Source organism: Secundilactobacillus angelensis (genome assembly GCF_012641075.1).
Classification (GTDB): domain Bacteria; phylum Bacillota; class Bacilli; order Lactobacillales; family Lactobacillaceae; genus Secundilactobacillus; species Secundilactobacillus angelensis.
Window position 1 is genome coordinate 136,843 of sequence record NZ_JAAXLJ010000004.1, and the last position, 15,693, is coordinate 152,535.

General features: G+C 44.7%; 14 protein-coding genes and 1 tRNA gene. 6 read left to right on the plus strand and 9 right to left on the minus strand.

The genetic code is table 11. From position 1 onward, the window contains the following. Window positions 1-80: 80 nt before the first annotated feature. Together HC026_RS03445 and HC026_RS03450 are read right to left on the minus strand one after the other, a co-directional pair. A complete protein-coding gene (locus tag HC026_RS03445) occupies window positions 81-326 on the minus strand; it encodes a hypothetical protein (protein ID WP_168924591.1) in 246 nt (81 codons plus the stop codon). Continuing rightward, the gene (locus HC026_RS03450; protein WP_168924592.1) at window positions 326-724 is read right to left on the minus strand and encodes a hypothetical protein; all 399 of its coding nucleotides are present in this window, start codon (window positions 722-724) and stop codon (window positions 326-328) included. Before HC026_RS03450 ends, HC026_RS03445 begins: the two co-directional genes overlap by 1 nt. A 272-nt stretch (window positions 725-996) precedes the next feature. Here HC026_RS03450 and HC026_RS03455 point away from each other — a divergent pair, with 272 nt between their 5' ends. Beyond that, complete coding sequence (locus HC026_RS03455) at window positions 997-1,266, plus strand: hypothetical protein (RefSeq protein WP_168924593.1); 270 nt, start codon at window positions 997-999, stop codon at window positions 1,264-1,266. A 57-nt stretch (window positions 1,267-1,323) separates the two neighbouring features. Further along, window positions 1,324-1,398: transfer RNA gene (locus tag HC026_RS03460), tRNA-His, on the plus strand. A gap of 226 nt (window positions 1,399-1,624) precedes the next feature. Here the strand turns inward: HC026_RS03460 and HC026_RS13090 are convergent. Continuing rightward, the gene (locus HC026_RS13090; protein ID WP_408640974.1) at window positions 1,625-1,705 is read right to left on the minus strand and encodes a putative holin-like toxin; all 81 of its coding nucleotides are present in this window, start codon (window positions 1,703-1,705) and stop codon (window positions 1,625-1,627) included. A gap of 388 nt (window positions 1,706-2,093) precedes the next feature. Here HC026_RS13090 and HC026_RS03465 point away from each other — a divergent pair, with 388 nt between their 5' ends. Next, window positions 2,094-3,029, plus strand: coding sequence for an L-lactate dehydrogenase (locus HC026_RS03465; protein WP_168924594.1), 936 nt, complete (start codon window positions 2,094-2,096; stop codon window positions 3,027-3,029). A gap of 363 nt (window positions 3,030-3,392) precedes the next feature. Continuing rightward, window positions 3,393-4,151: a Fic family protein gene (locus HC026_RS03470; RefSeq protein WP_168924641.1), complete on the plus strand. Its 759-nt coding sequence runs from the start codon at window positions 3,393-3,395 to the stop codon at window positions 4,149-4,151. Here the strand turns inward: HC026_RS03470 and HC026_RS03475 are convergent. The 5 genes from HC026_RS03475 to HC026_RS03495 form a co-directional block, all read right to left on the minus strand. Continuing rightward, window positions 4,133-4,336 carry a hypothetical protein gene (locus HC026_RS03475; protein ID WP_168924595.1) on the minus strand — a complete coding sequence of 68 codons (204 nt, stop codon included), beginning with the start codon at window positions 4,334-4,336 and terminating at the stop codon, window positions 4,133-4,135. The two genes, HC026_RS03470 and HC026_RS03475, sit on opposite strands and share 19 nt — an antisense overlap. A 4-nt stretch (window positions 4,337-4,340) precedes the next feature. Continuing rightward, window positions 4,341-5,495 (minus strand): class C sortase, encoded by a 1,155-nt coding sequence (locus tag HC026_RS03480; protein ID WP_168924596.1) that lies wholly within the window; start codon window positions 5,493-5,495, stop codon window positions 4,341-4,343. 28 nt (window positions 5,496-5,523) lie between these two features. After that, a complete protein-coding gene (locus HC026_RS03485) occupies window positions 5,524-7,065 on the minus strand; it encodes a SpaH/EbpB family LPXTG-anchored major pilin (RefSeq protein ID WP_168924597.1) in 1,542 nt (513 codons plus the stop codon). A gap of 4 nt (window positions 7,066-7,069) precedes the next feature. Further along, entirely contained in the window at window positions 7,070-8,137 is a 1,068-nt protein-coding gene (locus HC026_RS03490) for a SpaA isopeptide-forming pilin-related protein (protein WP_168924598.1), read from the minus strand. A gap of 842 nt (window positions 8,138-8,979) precedes the next feature. Beyond that, the gene (locus tag HC026_RS03495) at window positions 8,980-11,145 is read right to left on the minus strand and encodes a YhgE/Pip domain-containing protein (RefSeq protein WP_168924599.1); all 2,166 of its coding nucleotides are present in this window, start codon (window positions 11,143-11,145) and stop codon (window positions 8,980-8,982) included. Between the two features lie 333 nt (window positions 11,146-11,478). Here HC026_RS03495 and HC026_RS03500 point away from each other — a divergent pair, with 333 nt between their 5' ends. Both HC026_RS03500 and HC026_RS03505 read left to right on the plus strand, forming a co-directional pair. After that, window positions 11,479-12,144 carry a D-alanyl-D-alanine carboxypeptidase gene (locus HC026_RS03500; RefSeq protein ID WP_168924600.1) on the plus strand — a complete coding sequence of 222 codons (666 nt, stop codon included), beginning with the start codon at window positions 11,479-11,481 and terminating at the stop codon, window positions 12,142-12,144. Window positions 12,145-12,301: 157 nt separating this feature from the next. Beyond that, window positions 12,302-14,437 (plus strand): YhgE/Pip domain-containing protein, encoded by a 2,136-nt coding sequence (locus tag HC026_RS03505; RefSeq protein WP_168924601.1) that lies wholly within the window; start codon window positions 12,302-12,304, stop codon window positions 14,435-14,437. A 472-nt stretch (window positions 14,438-14,909) separates the two neighbouring features. On the opposite strand, the gene HC026_RS03510 is transcribed toward HC026_RS03505, so the two are convergent. Then, complete coding sequence (locus HC026_RS03510) at window positions 14,910-15,686, minus strand: ABC transporter permease subunit (RefSeq protein WP_168924602.1); 777 nt, start codon at window positions 15,684-15,686, stop codon at window positions 14,910-14,912. Between the last annotated feature and the right edge of the window lie 7 nt (window positions 15,687-15,693).

Consider the following 15,693-nt stretch of genomic DNA (forward strand, 5'->3'; position numbering starts at 1 on the left):
AGTAATCATCTTCAAAAGACAAATGAACGTGCTATTCCAATGGTTGCTTGCTTTCATAAGTATTCGTTTAAAATCAAAGCCTACTTCATTTTCTTGTGTATCAGACGACTGGATTTAGCGAGCCGCCTTTTCTTTCGCTCGTTCAGCCAAAGAATCACGATAAACTCCGTACCAGCAAAGGTGCAGAACAAGCCATTTATTACCGCCAACCAAAATGGGTGATAAAAGATAGTCACAATCAGTAGAACAAAGGCGATCGTATCGACTTTATTGTTCACGCGATTCCATCGATCATATGGTTTGATCCAGATACTATCATGTTTCATTACTTATCCTCAACTTTTACGAGATTTTTGAAAAAATACGTCACCAGCCGATAGTACACGTAGGCATTGCCCGCACAGCAAACAACAGAGACTGCAAGCCAGGCTGTAAACAATAGTGGCGTTAAGTGAACTGGACTAATAGCTGCCCAGCCAAAAACAATAATGAAATTACCGAGAATTTCCAGCACCATCATCTGCCCTTTTGCGTACCTATTTTTGAATAGTCGTTTCCAATCCGTAATTTGAAGGGTGTAGCGCAGCAACATTACGTTGCAGATAACAAAGCCAATCATCAAAATGATTTTAGCAGTCATGGTTAACGTTGTTGGCGTTATCGCCCACCACGCACAGACAATACTAATTAGAATAATTAACGACCATTTGATAACGGAATTCATGAGGGACAATTTCTCCTTGTGTAGATATTGGATTGATGTAGCTGACTTTATTTTGGATAGGTCATCTTAATTTAAAATGAACTTATTTAATAGTTAATTGCTTATTCAAGTATACAATATGGATGCTGAAAAAGGTCTGCCATTTAGTTGAAATAACACTTAAATTCGAATTAAGAAGTCATTTCAAAAACAATTTTGCACAGCTATACCCACCACCGATATTTTGCCGTATAATGTAGCTAAATTGTTCCGGATGGAAAGGGGTCGGCATCATGGGCGCTCAAACGATTAAGATTCAACGTGACGAAAACGGTGACCTGTATCTGAAGGTTCCCGATGAATTTGTGAAGCAGCTTGAACTCAATGAAGGCGACGAGATTGATTTGGTGCCGACTGCATTAGGCGTAGAACTTCGTAAGGCAGACACAGTGACGCCTCAATTCTGGGAACCATTTTCACAGTCAGTCAGCGAATACCAACGCGCCCTGCAAATGATTAAGGACAGCGAAGCCAACAAAAATGATAGTGCATCCTCAAAATAATCAAATTAAACTTTTCAACTTCACCTTATCTATGGTATGATGGTTACTGTTGTTATGGCGGTATTGGTGAAGTTTGGTTAACACACCGGATTGTGGTTCCGGCACGCGTGGGTTCGAGTCCCACATACCGCCCTAAGCTTAATACGTTGAAAAGCCGGGAGATCGTGATGGTCTTTCGGCTTTTTTGTTTGCGGTAGATTGAATCACTAAAACTCTCGGAATATGCTATAATGTAACTACAAAAAAGAGGTTAGTGCGTCAACACTAACCCCTTGCATGCCGCTTCAAGAGCGGTGGTAAGTTACGGTTAACAGTAAAGAGTCACCATAAACCGTCCAAGTTTATGAAGGGTGGCTTTTTACTTACGGTCTCTACGGTCGATTAGGATCACTAACGTTGCGAAAGCAATCATCAGCGATAAGGTGTCAAATACTGACACGTTCTAATTCCTTTGTAAATTTCGTAAATCATAGGCATCACTCACTTTCGCGATTGACACCACCACCCATGAAACTCCTGCCATGACAGCATATCATACGGTATGCTGTTTTTTTGTGTCGTGAATACATTCGGACATATTTCATAAATCGTCAATTTTTCCAGGCTATACCACTCTTGTATATACTCGCCCAAAACTGAATATTCATTTGGAACGTTATTAATCATTATTGAGCAAGATTTTTTTCGCCGCGTAAGCCCCATTATCATAGGCTTAGTTCCATTTTGATATCCATTATTCATGAATACACTGTTGACAACGCAACGACCGAGGTTTATCTTATTCTCATCAACACATATTAAAATTTTATGAGAAGAAGGCAATACATATGAGAAAATACGCTATTATCGGAGTCGGTCACGTTGGAGCAACAGTTGCTTACACCCTTGTGTGTCAAGGAATCGCTGACGAATTAATTTTAATCGATAAAAATGAGAAAAAGGCTCGTGCCGAACAATTGGATCTCCAAGATACGCAAGCACGTCTTGATTCTCACACGACCATTAAGATCAACGACTATTCAGAATTAGCTGATGCCAACATTTTATTCGTTACTTCCGGTAACATCCACGCATTGGATCATGCAAGTGGTAACCGTTGGGCTGAATTCGAATATACCCGCGAAATCGTTCAAGATATCGCCCCAAAGATCAAGGCATCCAGCTTCAACGGTGTTTTAATCGACGTCATGAACCCTTGCGATTGCATCACTTACTACCTGCAACAAGCAACTGGCTTACCTGCCAACCGTGTGCTTGGTACCGGGACATTCCTTGATACCGCTCGGATGCAGAAAGTCGTTGGCGAAAACTTCAACGTTGATCCAAAGAACGTGACTGGTTACACTTTAGGCGAACATGGTGAATCACAATTCGTCGCTTGGTCAACAGTTTCCGTAAACGGCTTACCGATCGAAGAGTTAGCTGAGGAAAAGAACCTCGACCTTGAAGACTTGGAGAAGCAAGCACGTGGCGGTGGCTGGGCCGTTCATTCAGGCAAAGGCTACACGAGTTACGCCATTGCAACCTGCGCCGTTAAGTTAAGCCGCGCTGTCTTAGATGACGCCAACTTAGCTTGTCCTTGCTCATGCTACAGTGACAAATACAACACCTACGTCGGCCACCCTGCCATCATCGGTAAAGACGGTGTCGTAGAAGCATTACGCCTGCCAATCACCGATGAAGAAGAACATAAGTTAGCACAATCAGCTGGCTTCATCCGTGAAAAGTTCGAAACATTACCTAACGTTAAGCAAGAAGCTTAATTTTAAATTGGAACCTTAAGGAAATCGCCTTCCTTAAGGCTCTTTTTGTGTGGAAACCCAGTAACAGCCGACGGTCGCCAGCGGATTCATCTGCTGTGTCGGTGCTGTTAGGGCTGTGCCCGTTATAGCACGGGACGACATTCAAGACGCGCGTTCTTTGTGTGGCTTGAATGCACGGTTCCCACAGCAATGAATTCGCTGGCGGCCGGAGGTGGCATATCATCTTATTTTCAATTTCACTTTTAAATTGCTTTTACAATGCACATTAAGTACAGTATAGATAGCTGATAAAGACATGAAGAAGGTGGAGTTTTGACTCTTTCAAAAGCAGTACAAGATAAACTGACGAATTTAAAAAATCAAATGGATGCTTTCAGACCACTTTCAAAAAAACAGATTGAAGTATTAGAGGCTCAAACTCGCTACGAACATGTCTGGTCCTCCAATGCCATTGAAGGCAACACACTAAATAAATATGAAACAACATCAATTCTACAAACTGGCCTAACCTCTCAAGGGACCCCGATCAAAGATGTCCTAGAAACTTTAGATTTGAATGATGCCTACAATTATATGATGGATCTTGTTAGTCGTAAACAACCTTTGTCGCAACGAGTCATTCGAGATCTAAATCGTTTTGTGACTGCCAAAACAGCCAAAGATATGACTGCGTCTGGGCGCTATCGTGCGATTTCAGTTTGGCCAAATGGCTTACAAGAGCATCCGTTCGTGGATCCCTTCGATATCCAACCAGCTATGGACGATTTAATCACCTGGTCGAACAACGCTCAAGGTCAACTTCATCCAGTTCTATATGCTGCTGATCTTCACCAAAAGTTTGTTTCGATTCATCCCTTTGAAGATGGCAATGGGCGTACAGCAAGGTTGCTAATGAACATGGCACTCACACAAGCGGGCTATCCGATTGTTAATATTCAACCAGACGTGCAAGAACGGACTGCTTACATGACCGCCTTAGAAACTTCACGGGTATCAGGAGATTTAACACCATTCGAAACCATCATTGCTAACTATAGCGAGGCAGCTTTAGAGAAGCGTATTAAAACATTGGCATTAAATGAAAAGAATATTGATGACGCAGATCAAGACTTCGACCGATAATGGGTTGAGGCCTTTTTATTATTGATGTAGCCGACGGTCGCCAGCGGATTCATCTGCTGTGTCGGTGCTGTTAGGGCTGTGCCCGTTACAGCACGGTCCCCACAGCAATGAATCCGCTGGCGGCCAAAGGCGGCAATCAAAAAAGTGCGCTGCAGAAACAATGAAGTTTCCGCTGCGCACCGCAATAAACTACTCATCTCCAACTATAATCAGCCAATCATCCTGGAAGAACTTAACCATCCCCGCCTGTCGCCGAGTCGGATAAAACGCCATTTCAGATTGCTTCAGTTGCTTGACGCCAACCCGAAAGTGGAGCGTTGACTGCAGCCCATCTAATCGATAAACCGCACCCGGAATATTTTCTATCAAGCAACCCCCGTCAGCATCCGATGTAACCGTCAACGGCTGTCCCGAGCGATACAGTTCCTTACCATTACGCTTACGCAGGGCAAAGGTCAGGCCGGCCAACGGATTACCAGCTGAATCCACGCAACTGAATCGCAGATCAAACCGTCGCCGTTTCAGCAGCATTTGATGAATGAATTTTAAAATCAATCCTAACACCGCTAAAATCGCCAGAATACTACCAACTAAAATGGCAAGTTGCTGCCAGCGTTCTGCTTGTCTAGCATGATTCACATTCTGGGCAACTGCTGGCGTGTACGGCACCCGCTTCCCTGTTACCAGCAACCGGTGCGAGTTCACCATGTAGGGCGTGCAGGTCAACAAGGTCGCCAAGTCCTGCCCTGGTTCAACGCGCAAGGTGCTCGTGTCGTTAGGCTTCACCACTTGAATTTGAAAGACTCGATAAGCCAAGTGTTTACCATAGATTTTAAAGACGAAGAGGTCACCCTTCTTCACCCGGTTTAAATCCGAGAATAGCCTGCGATTAACCAGCCCACGATGACCTGCGATAACCGTGTGGGTACCACGACCCCCAGTTGGCATGGACGTTCCTGACACCACAGCTGTTCCCACTTCAAGAGTGGCTTCGTTGAGATGTTTAAAAACGGGAACCGTGAGTGCCAACTTAGGAATCGTAACCGTCCCCAGCATGTCGCGTTTTAAATTAAGCTTCGTCTGTTTGCTTAAGCCAGAAAAAGGATCGCTTTCTGCGCCAGGATTATTGGCACCAGTCGCATTGTCCCGTTTCAGCTCAGCCAGTCGTTGTCGTGCCTGTTTTTCATTTTGCTGTTGAACTTTAGCTACTCGTTGTTGATCTAACAAGTCATTCAACGACCCAATGTAAAAGGGATACAGTGCCACCGCGGCGCCAACCAATAACAGCAGACAGCCAATAATTCTGGTTATTCCCAGTTGATGATGGGACTTCTTCTTTGGCACACCGAACCTCTCCTCTCAGGTGAGATGACTAGATTTCTTCATGTCGCTTGTTGCGCTTGAAGAGCAACAAACCAGCAATGATAATCACGACACCAATTAAGATAATAAGGTAGATTCCCATTCCACCGGTGTGCGGCAGAACACCTTCTACAGCATTTTCAATTTTTACGCGATTTTCATCGTCATATGACGCTGCGTTCACCGTAAAGGCTTGCGGCTCGGTCAGCAATGCGTAGCCTTCAGGCGCTTTCACTTCGGTCAATGCATACTCGCCGAATGTCAAACCTTCAACACTAAAATTACCATCGTCGCCTGAAGTCAGCACCACTGCCCCTTTATCCAAATCATCAGGATTGTAGTTAGCTGCATCAAACCCAGTAGGCAAGTCAACCCATTCGTAGCCTTTGCCAGTATCGACTAAATATTTGTTATCACCTTTGCTAGTTACTAAGAATTGAGCGCCCTTTAACCCATCGCCAGTGTCAGAAGCCGTCTTTTCAAACTTAGCTCCGCCCGTGGTAATTGGCGTATTGGCTTTGACCGGGTCCTGACCATTCAAAGTAATGTGGTTATTCAGGATTGCACCAGGAATCAGCTTCTTATTCACGGTTGCCTTATACGTTAGCGTTATCGTCTTCCCTGCAAATGGCGCTAACTGCGCTTTATCAAAACTCAACTTGAAGCCCATACTATCACCAGTTTGACTCAGTTGCGGCTTCATGGTCCAGCCCGGCACATTTTGACCACTATCGTCACTAACTAGCAGACTGCCAGTATTAATATTCAACCCTGGGTCGGGTGTATCCGTCAATACAAACTGATCTAGCGAAGTCACATCGGTTGGCACCACAACACTCACCGTGTACGTTGTTTCATCCCCGTAGCCTAAAATGGCATCTTTCACGCTGGAATCATTTTTATCAGTGACCAAGTCTAATTTATCAAGATCGGCTAAATCCTTAACAATCGCCTTTTTCGTCTGGTTCTTTGGGTAAATGTGTAACGGGTCATCCTTGGTACTAGTCTTGTTCAAAGGCATGATCAAAACGATTGGATCAGCGGCCTTCACCACCGATTGATTGCCGTTAAGCTCAGCTGTGGTAGATTTCGTCTCCCGAATGAGATATACCGCATATTTTCCAGTTTCTATCGTGCTCTTCACTGGCAACGCGAAGTCAGCGGTTCCTTCTCCCTTAGTCGTCTGGGGATCACCAACCACTGCACCATCCGTTGCATATTGGGCAGCATTATCACGAATAATCGTTTGTCGCTCAGTTGATGAACCTTTGAGTTCTCCATACCCCTTAGTCACATCGTAGGCGGTAAATTCCACCCCGTTCAACGGTTTGCCACCCTGTAGTTGGTCGCCGGTAAGTTCTTGCCCTAATAAATCATCGCTGCCAGGCAGACTTGGCAAATCCTTATCTGATTCGAAGGCCAGCTTATGCAGACGAATATAGGCGGTATCGTTGCTAGACTCCGCTGCCTTCGCACTGGCTCCGGTAAATCCTGCAAGTACGAGTGGTAAGACTAATAATAATGCGGTGAAAATATGTTTGAATTTATTCATGTTATTATCGCTCCTTATTATTGGAAGTGTATGTGTTTCTAAGGTGTTTTAAAATGACAATTGCAATTAGGATCATCAAGCCGCCAATCACCGCCAGTATCGCTTGTGCTTCACCAGTTTGTGGCAGCCAGAGCGGACCGTGGCGTTTAGGTTGATTCCGCTGTGAAATGATGGCGAGAGAGCTATCCGACCCCTTTGATTTATCCCCTTGACTATCAGCATCTAAGTCGTTAAAAATTCGCGCTGATTGGGGGACATTTTCCATTGACGGCGCCTGTCCTGCCAGTAACGGCTCAAGCGCAGTTGATTGCACCGTTATCTTGCCGGTCTCCGGAATATGAACCGTCACATGTTTCGCAGCATCCGTAATCCGATAGCCAGCTGGTGGCTTAACTTCTTGAAACTCATAGTTTCCAGCCGGCAGTGAGACGCCATCATAGCGGATTAACCCAGTCACATCAGAGATAAACTGCTGCGCTGTTTTCACACTACCGGACCAGTTACCATCCGCCGTTAAATACTGATTCTGTTCCGCAACTTTTCGAGTTAGAACAAATTGTGCGCCGCTAAGTCCTTGTGTTGTGCCACTAATGCTCACACCAACTTTATAGAAATAAGGCTTCTCTTGGATAGTGGTCCCCTTTGCCTCAAGTGTGGCTATGTGGTTAGTCACTTTAACCGCCAACGGTTGCACCCAGCCAAGTATGACAAATGGGCGTAATTTCAGCTGTTGAACCAGTAAGTATGTTTGACCCACCTCACCAGCGAATTGCAGTTCCGTTGTCCCACTGACAGATGTATGCGGTTCCATTTCTTCCTGTTTAACATATCCTTGAATCAAACTTGGGGGCATTGCTGCAACTTGATATTGAAATCTTCGCCAGTCACCAGGCTGATGAGCAAGTTGATAAACCTTCATTGTCACGGGTTGCCCCCTCGCCCGAGTGACTTCTGGCAACCTAATCCGAACGATTTCAGCCGCAAAGCTAGTCCGTGACTCACTGACCAGCATCCCAAGGAGTGTCAGTAATACTATGAAGCAGCTGAATATAAGTGAACGCCATCGCATCATGTCAGATCCTCCGTTTTCGCTTGTATCCTAGTCGTATTCGCCAAACCAATTTCAATCAGCAATTATCGTATGAGTGACCATTTATGAAAATACTTGCCAAATGAAAGTTTAATGTGTTAATTCCCGATATTCTCAGTTTTATATGAACGCGACCAGCAAAACCCCATTTCATCAAGAGATACTCCTACAAGCTCATTAGAAATGAATAATTTAACCCTCATTTTAGTAACGCAAAAATGAATAAAACCACTATTATTAGGTTGACATATTAAAGTATTCTAATAAACGTCTCATATAATCCCTGATATAAAAGGATTTAGACCACTTTGGTGGTTAATATTACTATACATCAAAATGTATTTCAATCAAATTATTGCATTTAATTGCATCATTTCACAATAGTTTTTCACTACCACACCGGTTAGTAATCAGACACCAATTGAAGTAGCCGGAGGTCGCCAGCGGGTTCATTCACTGTGTCGGTGCTGTTAGGGCTCCGCCCTTACAGCACGGGACGACATCCGAGACACGCGGGTTGTGCGAGGCTTGGATGCGAGGTGAAAGACCGCTTCTCAGGCTTTCACCGGTCCCCACAGTAATGAACCCGCTGGCGGCCGGAGGCGGCTTTAAAACGTCTTTAGTAAACCGCTTAGGCAACACTAACCCACGCAATTAACGTAAAAAGAACCTCAGCAGTGGGACCTGCTGAGGCTCTTGGTGTTTGCATGTTAGTTTCCTGATTGCACTTTTATTATATCATCTTTTCTGTGCTTGGCAGCAACTTGCATAACTTCTTGACGGATACACTCTGGAATCTACCGAGTTGGATCACACACCCAACTCTACTGCCCAATCCCCGTCCGACTAAAGTCCGACAAGATCCGTCGAGTAAAGTTCTGTGCCTTGTATTTCAAGAAGAAACCTAACATGAAGACGACAATAAACATCAGAATCAAAACGATGGCATCGATAAAGACCGTCTGCATGTTCGGCCCGCCAACAGCTTCACGGAAGCCACCCACGCTGTAAGCGAAGGGTGCGAAGCGGTAGGCAACCCGGTAGAACGCCGGATCCAATTGTACAGGATACAACGCGCCGGACCCCGCCAGTTGAATAGCTACCAGGAAGATAACGATTGCCTTCCCGAGGTTGCCAAAGGTGGCAGCAAGTCCATAGATAATTGCCGTGAACAGGAAGGAAGAAAGTACCCCGAAAAGCACCATAATAAAGACGCTTTCCACCTGAACCCGCAACAAAAGAATTGAACTAAAGATGATGATCATGGTTTGAATCATAGATAACGTCCCAAAGGTCAGCATTTTACCGCAGAACTCTTCGTGAACGGTCATATTATGAAAGCGCCGTTTCTCACGGGGAATCGTGGTGTGCAAAATCATCACCAGCATGGTGCAGCCAATCCAAATCGATAATGTGATGTAGGTTGGCAGGAAGGCTGCCCCAAAAGTTCCCACGCGGTAGATACTTTCATCCTTAACGTTGAACAATGACACTAGGGTGTTACCCATGGTCTTAGGATTATTCTGCAAAACCGTAATCACGCTGACAATGTCATCATTGCTGGTCAGCTTCAACTGATTGGCAATGTTTTGAATATCATCTTGATAAGACGTCAATTTGCTTTCCAGGTTAGAACTGGACTGTGAGATGAGCTGATTGCCGGAAATGGCATTGTTCAGGTAGTCTTCGTTGATTCCCTTAGCCTGTTTCAACTCGCTCAAAATCGTCTGTGACTTGGAGACTGCTGAAATCAAGCTGCCACTAATACCGTTCAAATGCGTCTTTACGGAGCGATTATACTGGCCGAGGGCTGAATTCATGCCCACGGTAATACGGTTAGCGTTGTTAGCCGCACTAGTAATTTCATCAGAGGTTAATCGGCCTTGACTGGCCAAGGTTGACTTCAATGATTGCAACTGTGTCTTTTCAGCATTCAGCAACGATACCACGTTGCCAAGCGTGTCGTTGAGCCCACTAATAGCTGACAAATGTGATTGCCCGTTGATACTCTTCAAGAACGACTGTAACGGTGTGATCTGGTCTTTCAGCAGATTGACCTGAGAAATGCCGCGATTCAACATGTCATTGACCGCACTCTTGTTAGTTGAACTGGCTGAACGATTCAGTTGTTTAACAATACTATTCAGCCGGTTGGCACTCGCTGAAGCGGTATTTAGATTGGTATCCAGACTGTTGAAGGCCTTATTAACGGATCCCTGGACACTGTGAAGTGACGATAGCGTTGCCGAATTACTTTGCTGTAGGACGTCCACGTTCTGCGAAGCCGACATCACCGGTTTTAGCCCCGTTAAAATAGCCTCCATATTAGTAGAGGTATGGTTGACCTCACTCAACGCGCCAGTGGCAAGATCCATGGAATCACTGAGGGCGATGATCCAGTCCTTCAGCTCTAGAATTTGTCCCTGCTGGCTTTTGGCTTTATTGCCTAACACGTTCAGCTTAGAAAACAGTGTCGTATTCACCGTTTCCAAGAAGTTAGTCTGAACTTGATTCACCAGGGTCTTGGCAGCAGTTTCGGTAATCTTGCCTCCCATTGGCGCATCCCGGCTGTTAGCCTTATAGACTAATTTTGCCTGGTGAGGATTATCGCCAGCGATACTAGACAGCGACTTTGAAAAATTACTTGGAATGATAATTTCCGCGTAGTAGCTGCCTTCTTTAAGCTTGGCATCCGCCGTTTTAGCAGACGCAAACCGCCAGTCCAGTTGCTGATCTTTCTTGAGGGTTTGGACCACGGTGTTACCAACGTTAAGTTTTTGTCCCGCCAAATCGGCACCGGTATCGTGGTTCACAACCGCAACGGGAATATTTTTAATTTCAGAGACGTCATACGGGTTCCAAACGGCCCGGACGTTGATCAGCGTGTAAAGGCTGGGCATGAAACACAGCGCTAGAATCGTGATGAGCACTAGTGGTGACGAAATCATGGCCTTTAAGTCCCGCTGATATATTGCTTTAATGTTTTCCATTTAAACCATCCTTCTAAACCTTCCACTACGGCCAAATGGACCAGCTTGGCATACTGTTACATATTTTAGGGGACGAACTGCCTAATTTCAAGCACTGATAGAATGATACTGAACAGTGCTACAGAAATAAGAAACGATACATTCTAAACTAAATTGTACTAAAATATAATCTCTTTCGCGATATGAAAACGAACAAAATTTCACTATTTCAGCTTTTCAAGCGTTTGTTACCAGCGGGTTACAGGAATTTAGCAAAATTGATGTTATACTATTTTCAAACCAAACGTTTGCTGATAACTGTTTCAGCATTAATTTAAACAAGGAGCTACTAATATGAAGAAACCATTTCTAATCATTGCATTGTTTGCCGGTTTAATGGCCACCTTTAGCGTCAGCACACCCGCCTCAGCAAAAAGTAAGAGCGCCAAAGTCCTCTCAACCCGAACGCTCTCCAAGAAACCCTACCACGCGGTGAGTGGTTACCTTTACACCAGCGCAGGGCTGACTAAGAAAGCTCACAACGCCGACAACTATCCGTTAACCGTGTTCTACACCTACAAATCCGATACCGTCCGGAAAGCTAACGGCAATAAAGCCGTTTACTACTACGTTAAAAACGGTAACGGCAAGGTCAAGGGTTGGATCTGGAGAGGTCATTTGGTTCGCATCGTAGATACCCAAAAGCAGCTCAGTCAATTAAACCAGTTGGTGGATCTCATTGATTCGACCTCAACCAATACCCACAACCGGATTGTGTCACTGCTCAACGCGGTCAACAACAATACCACGTTGCCCACACTGATCAAGAACTTAACCGACCTCCAAAACAGCCTCACCAACAATTCTGATATTGCCAAATTAGGTCAGATTATCTCCATCATTTCGACTGATGTTTCAAACAGTGTGAATACCTTACTCAACACTGTTCAAACGATCCACAACGTTAATACCAACTTAACGTCACTGGTCAACGGCATCTTGAACCGGATCAATAGCTAACACTCAAAAGAGACTCTGATGTCGTCCTGTTTCTGAGGCGTCATCAGAGTCTCATTATATGCCTTGTTGGTTTTTCGTTAAGCGATATAATAGAGAAACACTATATCGTTTAAGTTATCGTGATTTCAATTGATCAAACATCTACCGGAGGACAAATATGCGCAACGTTTTCAACCTGATAAAAAAAGACTTCCATAATATCTTTCATACCCGGTCGATTTGGGTGACCTTGTTGGCATTTGCCCTCATTCCAATGCTTTACGCCGTGCTGAATATCCAAGTTTCATGGAACCCCTACTCACCCAAAAACACCGGTCGGCTTCAGATTGCCGTGGTAAACAGTGATGAAGGCGCCGCACTGAAAGGCCAGCCGTTTAACGTTGGGAACCAAGTGATCAAACAGCTCCATAAAAATCACGCCATTCACTGGGTCTTTACCAACGACTGGACAGCTAATAACGGTTTGGAAAACGGGAAATACTACGCCATGATTGAGATTCCAGACGATTTCTCATCTAAGCTAACCACTTTCACCACGTCTAACCCGCAAAAGCCCACCATCATTTATAAATCAAACGAAAAGTTAAATCCTGCTGCCACCAAGATCATCGGTCAGGCACGAGACAGCCTCACGGACAACATCCGGCAAAACTTCATTAAAACTGCCAGCAAAACTGCCCTACAAACTGCTAATTCTGCTGGCGCAACTATCGCCACTAAGAAACCTGAGATTTTACAGATTCGGTCCAGTTTGACCGACGCTATCAGTACCATCAACAAAACGGAAAAAACACTGAACGGCGTCAATCAGACCAATCAAAAAACCAGAGCTGCTTTGCAAACCATGAAATCAGACTTGCCAAAGATTTCTTCGCAAATCGATGATCTCCAATCAGTGGTCAATAATACAAAAGCTTTAAATAATGCCACTCAGCAACTGAACCAATCCCTGCAGTCTAATTTAGGCAGTGGCATCAATTCCCTGCAAACTCAAGGTACTAGACTGCAAAACAGTTTCAACGGTCTGCCATCTGGCCACCTTTCTTCAACAACGCTAAAGAGTACGTCCAATAGTGCAACCTCGCTGTTAAATGGCATCAATGACTCTCTTAGCGATACACTGCGAATCTTGGACATCGTGAATAACTTCGTGCCTAATAACCGAACCACCGCGCTGATCCGTTCGGTAGCAAAGGCAAAACAGAGCGTTAATCATCAAAAGTCGTTGGTTAAACAGTTACGCAGTACCCATTCCACCTCAAAGCAGCAGTCGCTGATCAAAGAACTCCAAGCAGCGTCTAATACACTGAACACTGCACTGGATACGGCATACACTAACTTTAATGCCACCACAAGTCCAGCACTGAACAGTTTAAATAACTCACTAAATACCAATTTGAACGGTAACAGCCAAGTCGTTCAGTCAATGCGCTCAGTGATTCCTGAACTCCGTGCCATGGCAGATGCTGGTTCCATCACCGCGTCGCAAACCAGTGACATTAATTCCCGTTTGGATAAAATTAAAGGCACACTGCAAACCTTGGATAAACAGATGAGCTTCCTAAACAGCAAGAACCTGGACGCTTTGATCAAACTGCTGGGAACGGATCCTAGTTTATCTTCGATCCTGTCCTCGCCAATCAAGCTGCAGACCAAAGAAATCTACCCAATGAAGAACTTCGGTTGGCAAGTCACACCGTTCTACACGGTACTGGCACTGTGGGTGGGCATGCTATTAATGTCTACCATCTTGGCGTGGGAGTACATCTTACCGGAAGATAAGAACGGCTTGCGGCGCCCCAATCATTTAGAATCCTATCTCGGCAAATTACCATTGTACTTAGGTATGGGCTTCGCGCAAGCCACCTTTACCTGGCTGGGTGAAATCATTTTGGGCGTCCGACCCGCCCACTGGTTCTTGTTCTTACTGGCGTTTTACGTGACGAGCTTCGTGTTCGCCATCATCATGTTCAATCTGGTCTTTATGCTGGGGAATGCCGGTAAAGTAGTCATTGTGTTAATGATGCTGATTCAGTTGTTCGGAACTGGCGGCATGTATCCTCTGCAAGTGGTGCCAAAAGATTTGGCAGCGTTAGCGCCGTTCATGCCATTCACGTATGCCATGCAGCTTCTTAGAGAAGTAATGACCATTCCAAATTGGGGTGTGATCGGCCACGACCTCTTGTTCTTATTCTTCTTCGTCTTGTTCTTCACGCTCATCATGCCGCTAAGACGGTTATTTGAAAAGCTGGTCTACCGTATGGAAAGCGATATGGAGAAGTCGAAACTGTAAAAGAGTGTGGAAGCGGGCGATTAAAGACTGGCGCCTAAGTTACTTGCGGTGGAAATCCTGGGTTTGGATTTGTACCGTGATTACCTTACACATAAGTTCCTGCCTGCTGGAGCACGTTTAGACAATAGGCCATGAACCCTGGCAAATAGGCACAAATCCTGAGTTAATTTTTCGAAACTACCTCACCTGTAATTCACCACGGATATCACCACTTTCAAACTACAAAAATAAAATAGCCCCGTAATCTGGGTATCCATCTCAGATTACGGGGCTATTTAACATCACAAGGTTATCATATTAACGATTCTTAAGCTTCAGTAACAAAGGTCGAAACTGATCGATAAATGTATGGATATCTTCCAATTCGGCGACACTCAATTTAGAATCTGATTCTCCCATCTTCATCTGAAAAGCCTCCATAAATCACATGAACATACGATAAACAGCACAAATTTTATATCCACATTCGCCTTTAAACATTCCTCTTATTAAACACGTAATATCCAATCCACAGGAAAATGGCGATATAAATCACGTTTCCCAGACACATCTGCCACCCCTGCATTCGCAGTAACGGTTGGTAATACCCTGGATGTGCCAACATGCTTGGGTACAAGGTCATGGTAACCGGATTCCATTTAGCCCAATCCCATTTTTGAATCAGCAGCGTTAACAACTGGGTCACGATATTTGACGCAAAATAGCCGATGATACCAACGGACACCGCAGCAGCTGAATTTCGAAATAAGTTCGCCAATAAAAATACGACACTTAATAGTAGCCATAAACTCAAAAAACTGGCCGCTGAAATGGCTAATCCTCTGGTAAAAATTGACATCCCGTCGCCGGCACCCTGATGGATGTTCAATCGATGACGGAACAGCAATGCTTTCATCAATAACGCAATCCCGGTACTCAGCACATACCAGAAAAAGGTGTACAGAAAAATGGCTAACCACTTGCTGACTAGAATCTGGCCGCGGGAATAACGCCGATAGAGTACCTGTTTCATCGTCCCGTACTGAAATTCCATCGTGATGATGGTTGCAGTAGCGGCAATCATGTAAAAATTAATGATCGGCCGGGAAAAATAAAGGGACTCAAACATGTTGGCAGGAACGAAGGTTTTCGGATAAATGCGCGCTAAAAACGCAAATAGAATTTCAACACCAACTAAAAAGCTGGTACTGATCCAGGTACTGTTTTTCCTGATTAATTTGAAACTTTCTTGTCTGACTAAAGTCCACACAGTTCGC

Excerpts from the sequence above, each read along its gene's own strand:
- HC026_RS03445 (WP_168924591.1), bottom strand. The coding sequence starts at position 326 with ATGAAACATGATAGTATCTGGATCAAACCATATGATCGATGGAATCGC.
- HC026_RS03450 (WP_168924592.1), bottom strand. The coding sequence starts at position 724 with ATGAATTCCGTTATCAAATGGTCGTTAATTATTCTAATTAGTATTGTC.
- HC026_RS03455 (WP_168924593.1), top strand. The coding sequence starts at position 997 with ATGGGCGCTCAAACGATTAAGATTCAACGTGACGAAAACGGTGACCTG.
- HC026_RS03465 (WP_168924594.1), top strand. The coding sequence starts at position 2,094 with ATGAGAAAATACGCTATTATCGGAGTCGGTCACGTTGGAGCAACAGTT.
- HC026_RS03470 (WP_168924641.1), top strand. The coding sequence starts at position 3,393 with ATGGATGCTTTCAGACCACTTTCAAAAAAACAGATTGAAGTATTAGAG.
- HC026_RS03485 (WP_168924597.1), bottom strand. The coding sequence starts at position 7,065 with ATGAATAAATTCAAACATATTTTCACCGCATTATTATTAGTCTTACCA.
- HC026_RS03490 (WP_168924598.1), bottom strand. The coding sequence starts at position 8,137 with ATGATGCGATGGCGTTCACTTATATTCAGCTGCTTCATAGTATTACTG.
- HC026_RS03495 (WP_168924599.1), bottom strand. The coding sequence starts at position 11,145 with ATGGAAAACATTAAAGCAATATATCAGCGGGACTTAAAGGCCATGATT.
- HC026_RS03500 (WP_168924600.1), top strand. The coding sequence starts at position 11,479 with ATGAAGAAACCATTTCTAATCATTGCATTGTTTGCCGGTTTAATGGCC.
- HC026_RS03505 (WP_168924601.1), top strand. The coding sequence starts at position 12,302 with ATGCGCAACGTTTTCAACCTGATAAAAAAAGACTTCCATAATATCTTT.